General features: G+C 37.0%; 11 protein-coding genes. 8 read left to right on the top strand and 3 right to left on the bottom strand.

Annotated elements, in window-relative coordinates:
- Positions 1-42: 42 nt before the first annotated feature.
- The 3 genes from MMF97_RS06485 to MMF97_RS06475 are packed head-to-tail and all read left to right on the top strand — an operon-like array spanning position 43 to position 2,337.
- On the top strand, positions 43-672 hold the full coding sequence (locus MMF97_RS06485; RefSeq protein ID WP_243360734.1) for an ABC transporter ATP-binding protein: 630 nt from the start codon (positions 43-45) through the stop codon (positions 670-672).
- Positions 669-1,889: an ABC transporter permease gene (locus MMF97_RS06480; RefSeq protein ID WP_243360732.1), complete on the top strand. Its 1,221-nt coding sequence runs from the start codon at positions 669-671 to the stop codon at positions 1,887-1,889. The genes MMF97_RS06485 and MMF97_RS06480 overlap by 4 nt, the downstream gene beginning before the upstream one ends.
- A gap of 4 nt (positions 1,890-1,893) precedes the next feature.
- Positions 1,894-2,337 carry a hypothetical protein gene (locus MMF97_RS06475; RefSeq protein ID WP_243360729.1) on the top strand — a complete coding sequence of 148 codons (444 nt, stop codon included), beginning with the start codon at positions 1,894-1,896 and terminating at the stop codon, positions 2,335-2,337.
- 70 nt (positions 2,338-2,407) lie between these two features.
- On the opposite strand, the gene MMF97_RS06470 is transcribed toward MMF97_RS06475, so the two are convergent.
- Both MMF97_RS06470 and MMF97_RS06465 read right to left on the bottom strand, forming a co-directional pair.
- A complete protein-coding gene (locus MMF97_RS06470) occupies positions 2,408-2,914 on the bottom strand; it encodes an FKBP-type peptidyl-prolyl cis-trans isomerase (protein WP_243360727.1) in 507 nt (168 codons plus the stop codon).
- 10 nt (positions 2,915-2,924) lie between these two features.
- A complete protein-coding gene (locus MMF97_RS06465; protein WP_243360726.1) occupies positions 2,925-4,937 on the bottom strand; it encodes a thioredoxin domain-containing protein in 2,013 nt (670 codons plus the stop codon).
- Between the two features lie 114 nt (positions 4,938-5,051).
- Between MMF97_RS06465 and MMF97_RS06460 the strand changes: the two genes are divergently transcribed.
- Positions 5,052-6,149, top strand: coding sequence for a mandelate racemase/muconate lactonizing enzyme family protein (locus MMF97_RS06460; protein WP_243360724.1), 1,098 nt, complete (start codon positions 5,052-5,054; stop codon positions 6,147-6,149).
- Between the two features lie 110 nt (positions 6,150-6,259).
- Positions 6,260-7,741 carry a glycine--tRNA ligase gene (locus tag MMF97_RS06455; RefSeq protein ID WP_243360722.1) on the top strand — a complete coding sequence of 494 codons (1,482 nt, stop codon included), beginning with the start codon at positions 6,260-6,262 and terminating at the stop codon, positions 7,739-7,741.
- Positions 7,742-7,857: 116 nt separating this feature from the next.
- Here the strand turns inward: MMF97_RS06455 and MMF97_RS06450 are convergent, their stop codons facing one another.
- Positions 7,858-9,054, bottom strand: coding sequence for a C40 family peptidase (locus MMF97_RS06450; RefSeq protein WP_243360721.1), 1,197 nt, complete (start codon positions 9,052-9,054; stop codon positions 7,858-7,860).
- Between the two features lie 123 nt (positions 9,055-9,177).
- Here MMF97_RS06450 and MMF97_RS06445 point away from each other — a divergent pair, with 123 nt between their 5' ends.
- From MMF97_RS06445 to MMF97_RS06435, 3 genes are all read left to right on the top strand, one after another.
- A complete protein-coding gene (locus MMF97_RS06445; protein WP_243360719.1) occupies positions 9,178-10,260 on the top strand; it encodes a calcium:proton antiporter in 1,083 nt (360 codons plus the stop codon).
- 65 nt (positions 10,261-10,325) lie between these two features.
- A complete protein-coding gene (locus MMF97_RS06440) occupies positions 10,326-12,254 on the top strand; it encodes an LTA synthase family protein (RefSeq protein WP_243360717.1) in 1,929 nt (642 codons plus the stop codon).
- A complete protein-coding gene (locus MMF97_RS06435; protein WP_243360715.1) occupies positions 12,255-12,728 on the top strand; it encodes a GtrA family protein in 474 nt (157 codons plus the stop codon). It begins immediately after the preceding gene.
- Positions 12,729-12,894: the final 166 nt, after the last annotated feature.

Here is a 12,894-nt window from a genome sequence, read left to right as displayed (position 1 = left end):
TACTTTAACGCAATAAATTATTTTTGTGACAAGGCTAAAAAAATGATCGAAATAAAAGATATAAAGCATCAATACAACAACAATCAGGAGATTGTTTTTAAAGACTGGCAAATCGAAAATAACCAGCAGTGGTTGCTTTTAGGTGAATCGGGCAGTGGAAAAACCACACTCTTACATATCCTAACAGGCATTTTAAAGCCAACACAAGGCAGTGTCAAAATCAATAGTACTGAAATTTACCAGCTCTCGCCTAAAGCCTTAGACCGATTTAGAGGTCAGCATGTAGGCATTGTTTTTCAAAGACCTCATCTCTTAAAAAGCCTTAGCATTACAGAAAATCTTCAGCTTACACAGAGCTTAGCCGGTTTAGAGGTAAACACCAATCGTATAGATGAAGTGCTGTATTCATTAAATATCCTATCTAAAAAAAATAACAAACCCGATCAGTTAAGTCAAGGGCAGTTGCAACGCGCTTCTATTGCCCGTGCCGTATTAAACAAGCCTACCTTGCTCATAGCCGATGAACCGACTTCAAGTTTAGATGATAAAAATGCACAGGCTGTACTTAATCTACTCTTAGAACAATCTCAATTGAATCATACAACTTTGGTTATCGCCACGCATGATCAAAGAATTAAAGAAGCATTTACCAATACTTACAGTTTATCATGAACCCTTTTAAATTAAGCTGGAAAAATTTATGGTCTAAACCCTTAAATGCTACGCTGAATATTCTTTTAATCACGTTCGGAACCTGTATTTTAACCGTACTTCTGCTGGCATCTAATCAAATAGAGCAAAAATTAGAAAACAACTCAAAAGATATAGATCTAGTTGTAGGAGCTAAAGGCAGTCCTTTACAACTTATTCTCAGCAGTATCTATTATATTGATTTTCCTACCGGAAATATTCCTTTGAAAGAAGCAAATGAACTGGCCAGAAATCCATTTGTAAAACGGGCTGTGCCTCTTGCTTTGGGCGATAATTATAATGGTATTCGTATTGTAGGAACTGATACAAACTATATAGGTCTTTACAAACTCAAAATTAAAGAAGGTAAATTCTGGCAACAGGATATGGATGCTACCATTGGTGCTACAGTAGCTAAAGAGCAAAACCTTAAAGTTGGCGATACTTTTTACGGAGGTCACGGACTTACAGAAATGAGTGATCAGCATAAAGAACATGCTTATAAAGTAGTAGGCATTCTGGCTCCTCAAAGAAATGTAACCGATCACCTGATCTTAACCAATGTAGCCAGCATCTGGCATATGCATGATGATGGAGAAGCACATGCTCATGAAGGACATAATCATACTGATTTTAAAAATGAGCAGGAAACAGAAGGTAAAGAAATTACTTCTTTACTTATCCAGTACCGTTCACCTATGTCGGTAGCCATGTTTCCACGTATGGTAAACCAGATGACCAGTTTACAATCTGCCAGCCCGGCTATGGAAAGCACACGTTTATTTTCTTTAATAGGCGTAGGCGTTGATACTTTGCAATGGTTTGCCGTATTGATCATGTTGGTTGCCGGTATAAGTGTATTTGTGAACTTATACAATTCTTTAAAAGAACGCACTTATGATTTGGCTGTAATGCGTACTTTAGGCGCATCAAGATTAAAATTATTTATCATTATTATTTTAGAGGGATTGATCTTAACTGTTATAGGTTCTCTGATTGGACTGGCAGTTGGACATGGAATTTTACAGGTTATAGGTGCTTATCAGGAAAGTAGTCAGGCTCGCTTAACCGGACTGATCTTTTTACCACAAGAGGTTTATCTTTTGTTAATTGGATTAGCCATTGGTATATTCGCTGCCATTATCCCAGCCATACAGGCTTATCGTTCTAACATTTCAAAAATTTTAGCAAAAAACTAATATCATGAAAAAACTCGCTTTTTTATTTTTAGCCTTTATCGGCCTTGGCATACAGGCAAAGGCACAGCACGACCCAAGTGACCAGATTATGTCTACAAACTGGGATGTTATTGGTTCGGTTGATTTTAAAACCGTTAAAGAAACAGAAATGTATGCCATATTTAACAATGAAATAAAAAAATATGCGAACAAACCTTTCGAACTTGAAGGTTATATTGTTCCTATAAAAGACGGCATGAAACAAACTAAATTTATGCTTTCTACCCTACCGATAAACCAATGTTTTTATTGCGGTAAGAACGGCGTACCTATTATGGTACAGGTAGATTTAGTTGAACCGGTAAAGTTTACCTACCAAACGATTAAGGTTAAAGGTATATTAAAACTAAGCACAGCCAATGCCATGGATCAGCCTCCGGTAAGTTTAGTGAGTGGTAAAGTACTTTAGATTAAAGTCCATATCATAAAAAAAGCATCCCTAAAAAGTGATGCTTTTTTTTATTTATAAGTAAATTGAATTAATGTCCAGAATGACCGTCTATACCGTGTGCATGACCGTGACTTAATTCATCTTCTGTTGCTTGTCTTACATTTAGAATTTTACCAGAGAAAATCAGGTTTTTACCTGCCATAGGGTGATTTAAATCTACAGAAATAAATTCTTCGTGAACTCCGGTTACACCTGCACGGAATTGGTTCCCTTGATTATCTTGCAAAGGAATAACATCACCAACATTTGGCAGCTCACCTCCTGCTTCTTTAAACATTGTAATGGGCAGATCAACATGTGCAGCTGGATCTATTTCTCCGTAACCTTCTGATGGCGATAATTCAAAACTATATTCATCACCTGCTTTAAGGCCTGTTAAATGCTCTTCAAATTTAGGCAGCATCATGCCTACTCCATATAAAAACACTAACGGGTTTTCATCGTTTGCTTTTTCTACAAAGACCTGGTTCCCCTCAGGGGTGGTAGTATGCAGCTCATAAGTTAAAGCCACAACGCTGTTTGAACTAATATTCATTCTTTTTGATTTAATTGATATAATTAACCGCCTCTTCTACTGTTTCTACAGGAAGCTGACAGGTCTTATTTCGGCAAATATAGATTTTTGTTTCGTCGCTTTGCTTATCTTTTAACAAAGGAAGTGTAGAATTTGTTCCTCCCATCATAATTTTGTTAGGAATATAAACCTCTGAAAATTCAGCTCTTACCCCCTCAATATCTTTACCTGCAATAGCTATTTCATTAATACCATATATTTCATTTAAAAGCTGTATGCACCAGTTTGAATAGCCCGAACCATAATTTTTTATACGTGGCAGTACAGATTTAACCATGGCCACAGCTTTTTCCGCATATTCAGTTTGGTCAAAATACAAGGCCAGTTTTTGGAGATTTTGTGCCATAACAGAATTAGATGCCGGTATTACATTATCCATAACCTCATGTTTACGTGCAATCAGTGCTTCTTCCATTTTATCAGTATAAAAGAACATTTCGGTTTCATCATCTGAAAAATGCTCCGTCACATAAGCGGTAAACATCAATGCTTTTTGTAACCATTTTTCGTTGAAGTCATATTCATACAGCGCAATCAATGCTTCTATGGTAAAAGCGTAATCATCTAAAAATCCGTTGATACTTACTTTCCCTTGTTTATAATTTCTGTATAATCCACCTTTGTCGGTAACCAAACTCTCCAAAATAAATTCCATTGCGCATTTAGCCCAACCATAATATACCGGGTAATTGAACACGTATGCAGCATCGGTCAGGGCTTTTATCGTCATTGCATTCCAAGCTGTAAGACATTTATCATCTAATCCCGGTCTTACTCTTTTGTTACGAACACTCAGTAGTTTTGCTTTTGCCAGCCCTACTTTATCATTCAGGGTTTCTTCATCTATACCAAATTGCGCCATTATAGCTTCGTCAGCGATCATCCTACGTAGTATATTGGTTTCTTCTTCTTCCCAGTTCCCCTGCTCCGTTACATTAAAATAAGCTGACATGAGTTCAGCATCTTCGCCCACTACTTGATCAAATTCTTTTTTATCCCACACATAAAATTTTCCTTCTATGCCTTCGCTGTCTGCATCCAGTGCCGAGTAGAACAAGCCACTCTCATCCATCATTTCATTAAACAACCAGTCTATGGTTTCAATAGCAATCTGCCTAAAAGGTTTATGTTTAACACATTGATAAGCTTCTGTATAAAGACTTAATAATTGGGCATTATCGTACAACATTTTTTCGAAATGAGGCACATGCCACTTATCGTCAACAGAGTATCGGGCAAAACCACCTGCAAGATGGTCGTAAATACCACCCATCATCATTTTTTCTAAAGTATGCAGGGTAGCATTAAATACAGATTGGTTCTCTGCTAAGAAACTATAACGCAATAAGAAAGCCCAGTTGTTGGGTAAAGGAAATTTAGGGGCTCTGTTATAACCTCCGTCTGTTACATCAAAACTACGCTGCCAAGGGGCTACAATTTCTTCTATTTGAGCAAGTTCAAAAGTGATATCTTCTTTAACTGGAATAATTTTTTCTGCCTGCTGCACGCCTTCTATTAGCTTTTCAGCGTACGACATTGCTTTTCCCGGCTGTTCTTCCCACATTTGAGCCAGGTTTAGTAAAATATTTATCCAGTCGTTCTTTCTAAAATAAGTACCTCCGTAAACAGGTTTCTGATCGGGCAGACAAATGGCATTTAAAGGCCATCCCCCATTACCATTCATAAGCTGAACAGCTAACATATAAACCTGGTCTATATCGGGTCGCTCTTCCCTATCCACTTTTATGCATACAAAATGCTTGTTCATTACCTCAGCCACTTCATAATTTTCAAAACTTTCACGCTCCATTACATGGCACCAATGGCACGCAGAGTAACCTATACTTACAATAATAAGCTTGTTTTCATCTTTAGCTTTTTGTAAAGCTTCTTGCCCCCATTCATACCACTCAACCGGGTTATGAGCATGTTGCAATAGATAAGGAGAAGACGCGTGAATAAGGTTATTGGCCTGTTTTGACATGCAATAAAGGTAGGATTTTATGTTTTAGATAAAAACTTTTGTTATTTTACTTATTTTCTTGATTAATAAACAAAGTCGCAATACCTTTAGGTTTGCCAAATTACAATTTATACGATGAAAATTACGAATACCGAGATTTACCGCTTTAGTATTCCGATGGAGCCTTTTGTAATTGCAACAGGTACCATGGAATTTGCCCAGAATGTTTTTATAAGAGTACACACCGATGCCGGAATTTATGGTGTAGGCGAATGTTCTGCCTTTCCAATGATTGTAGGTGAAACTCAGGAAACCTGTTTAGCCATGGCCAAAGACTTCGCAGGGATCTGGAAAGGGAAAAATCCCTTAGAAATACCAGAACGTATGCAGGATCTACTGGCTTATGCAGATCACAATGCTACCATTAAAAGTGCATTTGATATGGCTTTGTTTGATATTTCAGCAAAGCATGCTCAAAAACCTTTGTACCAGTTTTTAGGAGGCAATAAAAAGGTAATCGAAACCGATATGACCATTGGCATAGATACACCTGAAGGAATGGCCAATACAGCACTCAAATACAAAGAAAATGGCTGCAGGATTATCAAGATTAAATTAGGCAAGAAAGTTCATGAAGATATAGAGCGTGTAAGACAAATTAGAAAGGCCGTAGGCAATGAGCTTACTTTACGCTTAGATGCCAATCAGGGGTGGAGCTTTGATGATGCGGTTTTTGCACTAGGCGAATTAGCTGATCAGGATATTGAATTTTGTGAGCAACCTATGCGTACTTGGTTTGACGATAGATTACCTGAGTTGGCTTTGAACTCGCCCATAAAAATTATGGCTGATGAAAGCTGCTACAACCATCATGATGCCAGAAAACTATTGAATTCAAAATCGTGCGAATACATCAACATCAAGTTTGCCAAATCTGGAGGTATTCTCGAAGCACAAAAAATACATGAAGAAGCCCTGCAACGCGGTGTAAAATGTATGATCGGTAGCATGATGGAAAGCAAAATTGCTTTAACAGCCAACCTACACTTTGCTTTAGCCAGTCCCAATGTCGTATTCTTCGATTTAGATACTTGTTTGCTTGGTCATTTGGTTGATCCAACTACAGGTGGTTTATCTTATGATGGTTATATTTTAGATGTACCCGATACCATTGGAATTGGAGCCGATGCCAAAGAAGATTTTCTTGCAGGTTGCGAAAAATGGGTGATTTAATCTTCATTTTAAGCAGCATATCTCTTTAAATTTTATTGATCAAATTCAAATCATTATTGCTGATCAGGCTAAATATTTAGTATCAGCTTATTTACTATCTTTGTGGCATTATGGCGCAGAAAAATAACGACGAACAATTTAAAAATGTAATCTCACACGCTAAGGAATACGGTTTTGTTTTTCCAAGTAGCGAAATATATGACGGGTTAAGTGCAGTATATGATTATGGTCAGCTTGGGGCTGAACTTAAAAACAACATTAAAACCTATTGGTGGAAAGCCATGGTGCAAATGCATGAAAATATTGTGGGTATTGATGCTGCAATTTTTATGCACCCTAAAGTGTGGAAAGCCAGCGGACACGTAGATGGTTTTAACGATCCGATGATTGACAACAAGGATTCGAAAAAACGCTACCGTGCCGATCAATTATTAGAAGATAAGATTGCCAAATACGAAAAAGATGGCAAAACAGATAAAGCTGCCAAATTACAGGCAGACATGGATGATGCCTTAAAAGCTGAAGACCTGCCTCGTTTAAAAGTATTGATTGAGGAAAATGAGATCGTATGCCCTATTAGCGGCACACGTAACTGGACAGATGTACGCCAGTTCAATCTGATGTTTAACACCCAGTTTGGGGCTATGGCAGAGGGCAGTGATATAGTCTATCTGCGTCCTGAAACGGCACAGGGTATTTTTGTAAATTTCCTGAACGTACAGAAAACCGGTCGCATGAAAATTCCTTTTGGTATTGCGCAAATTGGTAAAGCTTTCAGAAATGAGGTTATTGCTCGCCAGTTCATTATGCGTATGCGCGAATTTGAGCAAATGGAAATGCAGTTCTTTGTTCGCCCTGGAGAAGATAAAAAATGGTTTGAATACTGGAAAGAAGCTCGTTTAAAATGGCACCGAGCCTTAGGTACAGCATCTGAAAAATACCGTTATCATGATCATACCAAATTAGCGCATTATGCCAATGCGGCTACCGATATCGAGTTCGAATTCCCATTTGGATTTAAAGAGGTTGAAGGTATTCACAGCAGAACAGATTTTGACTTAACTCAACATCAGGAATATAGTGGTAAAAAAATGCAGTATTTTGATGCCGAATTGGATGAGAACGGCAAACCTTATGGCAATTATGTTCCTTATGTAATTGAAACTTCTATTGGTTTAGACAGAATGTTCTTATTAACCATGATCAATGCTTTAGTTGAAGAAGACCTGAGTACAGAAGAAAAACAAGATAGCAGAACCGTATTGAAGCTACATCCGGCACTTGCGCCTTACAAAGTAGCTGTTTTCCCGCTTACCAAGAAAGATGGTTTACCTGAAAAAGCCCGTGAAATCATGGATAAGCTGAAAATTGATTTCAACTGTATGTATGAAGAGAAAGATGCTATTGGTAAACGTTACCGCAGGCAAGATGCCGTAGGAACGCCTTTCTGTATCACGGTTGATCACCAGACTTTGGAAGATGATACCGTAACAATACGCCACAGAGACACTATGGAGCAACAGCGTATAGCCATAAAAGACTTACATTTTACAATAGACAGTAAAGTAAACTGGAGAACCTTGTTGGGTTAATCACCATTAACTTACGTCATCTGCAAAAGATGCTGAAACAAGTTCAGCAAGACGTATGGTCAAAAATAAATTAAAGTATTTAAAAAAATCCCTGTGTAAGAAACACAGGGATTTTTTTATTTATACCATTCTTGTTGATCTATTCTTGTAATTTTTGGTGTACCTATTTCAGTAAGCATTCTGCGGGCACTCACTAAAGTTCTGGTCTGGCCTTCATCGTAATTTGGTGCGTCAGGTAAAATACTGCTGATCTTAACCATTCCTGCCGACTGGATAAATTCTCCTTTGCCTATATAAATAGCTGTATGTGTTATTCTTCCTCCATTCATACCTCTCCGCTTTGAAGCAGAAAAGAACATCAGATCGCCCGGCTGTAAATTTTGCAGACATTTATTAACACTGATGGTATCATTTTCCATTACATCTACAGCTTTGCCTACCAAAGCTTGCTGAGAAGCATCTCTTGGTATAATAATTCCATTCAGGAAGAAAGCTGTTTTGGTAAAACCACTGCAATCTACTCCTTTTATAGAAGTACCACCCCATAAATACGGCACACCTATTAAGGTTTCGGCAGCCTGTAAAATATCTGTAGCTTTTGGATTAGGTCGTTTTACCCATTCAATATAATCAGTAGCTTGATTTTTCTGTATATAGGCTTCACGATGATCTGGATAAGCCACTTTGAGAAATGCGCCTTCAGTACCCACTAGCTTTAAAATATCTCCTTTAACCAGATCAGATACTCTTCTTGATTTCAGATCTTTTTCTGCATAACTATGTCCGTAATCATCTGTAAAAACAATTTTCTTTGCTTTCTGCCAGTCATTAAATTCGGTAGCAGTCATACTGGCCACACCACCTCCATCGGTCCAGGCTAAATAACCATCTGGCGATTTTACCAGATAAAATCCACCCTGTTTTTTTAGAACTTGTAGAGGGGTACCCAATAGAGTCTGGGTCATCAGCTCTGCACCATGCACAGGCTGACTGCGATGATTGGCAACAGAAATTGTAGTTACACCGTATATCTTCCCACCTAACTGAGTTCCTGGTAACAACTCTGTTCTTAATTTCGTCTGATTTAAAGCAGCTATCTGTTGTTTAAAAACTTCTAAAGCTTCAGCAGAACTGCTTTCGGCAATAACAGAATCTCTCTTAAACTGAATATTAAAATAAATATCTCTTTTATCTGGTGCATATTGTTTTTGCACTTTTTTAAAAATATCATGATAAGCAGTAGTATCATTTTGGGCAAAAACAGGGTATCCAAAACATACAAGTAATAAAGCTGCGAAAGAAAATGATTTCATAAAATCAAAGCTGGGTAAAAATATGTTAGTAACAAATCGGGTAATTAAATATTTACATTTATGGTAAATGAATTGCTAAATTTAAAAATTGGTTTTTCTATTTTTAAGAGTTAAAACATTTTTATGCTAAAAAAACTCCCTCTTCCCCTCTGGACGATTATCCTTCCTGTATTAGCATGGATTACATATATGCTTCCTCTGGCCGAAGCCGGTGGTTTTGCCATAGCTTTAAAAACCTTACTGCTTATTGGTAGTGTTTTAGCAGCGGTACATCATGCAGAGGTGGTTGCGCATCGTGTTGGCGAACCTTTTGGAACGCTTTTACTGGCGCTGGCGGTAACTGTTATCGAAGTATCTTTAATTGTTTCATTAATGCTTACAGGTGGTCCGGAAACTGCAGCTTTGGCTCGAGATACAGTTTTTGCAGCAGTAATGATCATTTTAACAGGCATGATTGGGATTTGTCTTTTAGTGGGTGGCGTTAAATACCGTGAACAATTATTTACATCAAGCGGTGTAAAAGCAGCTTTGGTAACCTTAATGGCTATTCTGACCCTAACTTTAATTTTACCCAATTATACCACAAGTATCCCTGGCCCTTATTATAATAATGCTCAATTAGTTTTCGTAGCTGTGATATCACTTATTTTATATGGTGCATTTGTAATGGTACAGGCCGTAAGACACCGTGATTTTTTTCTTCCTCCAGACGATGATGGTAATGAAGATCACCATGCTACGCCACCCACAACAAAAGTGGCTTTACTAAGTGGTTTATTATTATTGGTATGTTTGGGTATAGTAGTGCTTTTAGCTAAGGCTTTAGCACCCGATATTGAAAATGCAGTCGTGAATATAGGTGCCCCAAAATCATTGGTGGGTGTAATTATCGCAACGGTTGTATTATTACCTGAAGGTTTAGCGGCTTACCGTGCTGCTAAAAAAAACCGCTTGCAAACCTCTTTAAATTTAGCTTTAGGTTCTGCGCTGGCCAGCATCGGTTTGACCATTCCAGCGGTTGCTATTGTTGCTCTTATTACCGGAATGACCATTACTTTGGGTATCGATATGAAATCTATGGTGTTATTATTACTGGCCCAACTGAGTATCATTATTTCATTTGGCAGTGGTAAAACCAACATTTTACAGGGCATTGTTTTGTTAACCATTTTTGTGGCCTATTTATTTACCATTATTGCGCCATAAAGTATGGCCGCCTTTTGTTTCATTTAAAGCTGGGTTTAATTAAATTTGCGCCCTATTAAAATTAAATGTCCCGTTTACAAGAAAGAACTGCTAACCTCTATCCTGCTTTAATCTACAGGATTTTTTTAGTGTTATTATGCTATACCCTGTGTCGATTGGGTTTTTATTTAAGCAATTATTCCTTATTTAAGCATCTGTCTGCAAAAGAATTAGGTTTTATTTTTTTGGGGGGGCTTAAGTTTGATATTGTTGCTGTTCTTTATATCAATTCCTTATTCATTGTTTTACAGGCACTGCCTTTTAAAATAAAATACCGACAAGGTTACCAGATTTTTTGTAAATGGTTGTTTATCCTTACAAACACTATAGGTTTTATCGCCAATTTCTCTGATTTCGCCTATTACAAATTCACTTTAAAGCGTACAACAGCAAGTGTTTTCTCTCAATTCAGTAATGAACAAAACAAGGCCAAACTTTTGTTCGATTTTTTACTGGATTACTGGTACCTTCTTATTATTCTTATTTTATTCATTTACGGTTTTATCAAACTATATGATCTTGTAAAAGTTAAAAAATGCTACAGTTATCGCTTAAAAACATTCCTTTGGCAGACCTTTGCTTTGGTATTGATTGCCGGATTATTTGTTATAGGCGTTAGAGGCGGTTGGAGACATAGTACAAGACCCATTACATTAAGTAATGCCGGCGATTTTGTAAAAGTACCTGCAGATATGAGCCTGGTGCTTAATACCCCTTTTAGTATCTTAAAAACTTTAAAAGCCGCCAATTTAAAACCTGTACATTATTTCAGCGAAAGCGAATTGGATTCACTCTATAATCCTGTACATCAGCCACAACATAAAGGTGAGTTTAAAAAACTGAATGTTGTTTTTTTAATTATAGAAAGTCTGGGCAAAGAGCATATTGGAGCATTGAATAAAGATTTGCTCAATGGTACATATAAAGGTTATACGCCCTTCATAGATAGCCTGGCAGAGCAGAGTTTTACCTCTTCAAGAACTTATGCCAATGGCCGTAAATCTATTGATGCATTGCCTTCTGTTATTACAGGCATCCCTTCTATAAGAGAGCCTTTTGTACTGTCTAGTTATTCAAACAACAATACCACCAGTATTGCCAAACTTTTAGGAGATGAGGGTTATGAGACTGCCTTTTTCCATGGCGCACCAAATGGCTCTATGGGATTTTCGGCCTATGTTAATTTAGCGGGCATCAAACATTATTACGGTAAAACCGAATACAATAACGATAAAGATTTTGACGGTATCTGGGGTATTTGGGACGAACCTTTTATGCAGTATATGGCTAAGACCATGAATACTTTTAAGCCTCCTTTTTTTACTGCTTTTTTTTCGGTTTCTTCTCATCATCCTTTTAAAGTTCCCGAAAAATATCAGGGAAAATTTAAGAAGGGTCCATTACCGGTGCAGGAGCCTTTGGGTTATACCGACATGGCATTGCGAAAATTCTTTGAAACTGCAAAAAAAATGCCTTGGTTTAACAATACGCTTTTTGTGCTTTGCGCAGATCATGCTACCGTATCTTATTTACCCGAATATCAAACCATACCGGGTTATTTTTCTATTCCTATTCTTTTTTATTACCCGGGCGGCGATTTAAAAGGCAGAACAGATAAACTGATACAGCAGATTGACATTATGCCTACTGTATTAAATTACATGAATTATGATAAGCCGTACTTTGCTTTCGGTTTTGATGCGATAGATAAAACACAGAACAACTTTGTGGTAAACAATAATGATGGCAATTTTAACTTCTATAAAGGCGATTACCTGTTAATTAATGATGGTAAACAATCTCAATCTCTATATAACCTTAAGCAAGACCGTTTGTTAAAAAATAACCTGCTAAACTCAGAACCTGATACGGTTTTAAATATGGAGAAGTACCTCAAAGCTTTTATACAACAATACAATAACCGTATGATTGCCAATAAACTTACTGCCAAATAAATGAGAAAAGCTATTTTAAAGTGTATTGATTTCTTTTATCCGCCTTTTAAGAACTGGTTCAGCTTACACACGTTCAGATATATTGCCAGCGGAGGTTTTACAGCAGTTAGTGGTATTGTAGCCTATTTTATTATTTATAATTACATCCTTCATCAAACAGATATACGAATTGCAGAATACTTGATTACAGCTCCTGTTGCTGCCTTGGCATTAGAGTCTGTTTTTACTTTTTGTCTGGGTTTTGTGCTAAATAAATACCTTGTATTTACACAATCTAATTTAAAAGGGAGAATACAGCTGTTTAGATATGGAACCGTTGTGATTACCAATATATTACTCAATTATGCTTTATTAAAGATATTAGTTGAGGGTTTTGGTTTTTATCCTTCTGTATCAAAAGCTATTATCACCATATTATTAGCCATTTTCAGTTATTTTTCGCAGAAGCATTTTTCCTTTAAAGTGAAGAAATAAAAAAGGGAAAGCCATCCAGCTCTCCCACACACAACTTATTTAATAGCTAAACAAACTTTATTTGTTTTTGCCAAAAATAAGTCCATGTTAAATATTTACCAATACCCAGTACTGGGTATTTTGATTTAAACCAAACCTTATTTTCAGCCTGCCTGTTTATTCAAAT

The organism is Pedobacter montanisoli (assembly GCF_022809115.1).
Lineage (GTDB): Bacteria > Bacteroidota > Bacteroidia > Sphingobacteriales > Sphingobacteriaceae > Pedobacter > Pedobacter montanisoli.
Note: the sequence above shows the minus strand (reverse complement) of the source record. Positions and strands in the feature narration are given on the sequence as shown.

What these genes read in the sequence shown, in the direction of transcription:
- MMF97_RS06460 (WP_243360724.1), top strand. Translation starts at nt 5,052, where the DNA reads ATGAAAATTACGAATACCGAGATTTACCGCTTTAGTATTCCGATGGAG.
- MMF97_RS06450 (WP_243360721.1), bottom strand. Translation starts at nt 9,054, where the DNA reads ATGAAATCATTTTCTTTCGCAGCTTTATTACTTGTATGTTTTGGATAC.
- MMF97_RS06475 (WP_243360729.1), top strand. Translation starts at nt 1,894, where the DNA reads ATGAAAAAACTCGCTTTTTTATTTTTAGCCTTTATCGGCCTTGGCATA.
- MMF97_RS06480 (WP_243360732.1), top strand. Translation starts at nt 669, where the DNA reads ATGAACCCTTTTAAATTAAGCTGGAAAAATTTATGGTCTAAACCCTTA.
- MMF97_RS06440 (WP_243360717.1), top strand. Translation starts at nt 10,326, where the DNA reads ATGTCCCGTTTACAAGAAAGAACTGCTAACCTCTATCCTGCTTTAATC.
- MMF97_RS06445 (WP_243360719.1), top strand. Translation starts at nt 9,178, where the DNA reads ATGCTAAAAAAACTCCCTCTTCCCCTCTGGACGATTATCCTTCCTGTA.
- MMF97_RS06465 (WP_243360726.1), bottom strand. Translation starts at nt 4,937, where the DNA reads ATGTCAAAACAGGCCAATAACCTTATTCACGCGTCTTCTCCTTATCTA.
- MMF97_RS06435 (WP_243360715.1), top strand. Translation starts at nt 12,255, where the DNA reads ATGAGAAAAGCTATTTTAAAGTGTATTGATTTCTTTTATCCGCCTTTT.
- MMF97_RS06470 (WP_243360727.1), bottom strand. Translation starts at nt 2,914, where the DNA reads ATGAATATTAGTTCAAACAGCGTTGTGGCTTTAACTTATGAGCTGCAT.
- MMF97_RS06485 (WP_243360734.1), top strand. Translation starts at nt 43, where the DNA reads ATGATCGAAATAAAAGATATAAAGCATCAATACAACAACAATCAGGAG.
- MMF97_RS06455 (WP_243360722.1), top strand. Translation starts at nt 6,260, where the DNA reads ATGGCGCAGAAAAATAACGACGAACAATTTAAAAATGTAATCTCACAC.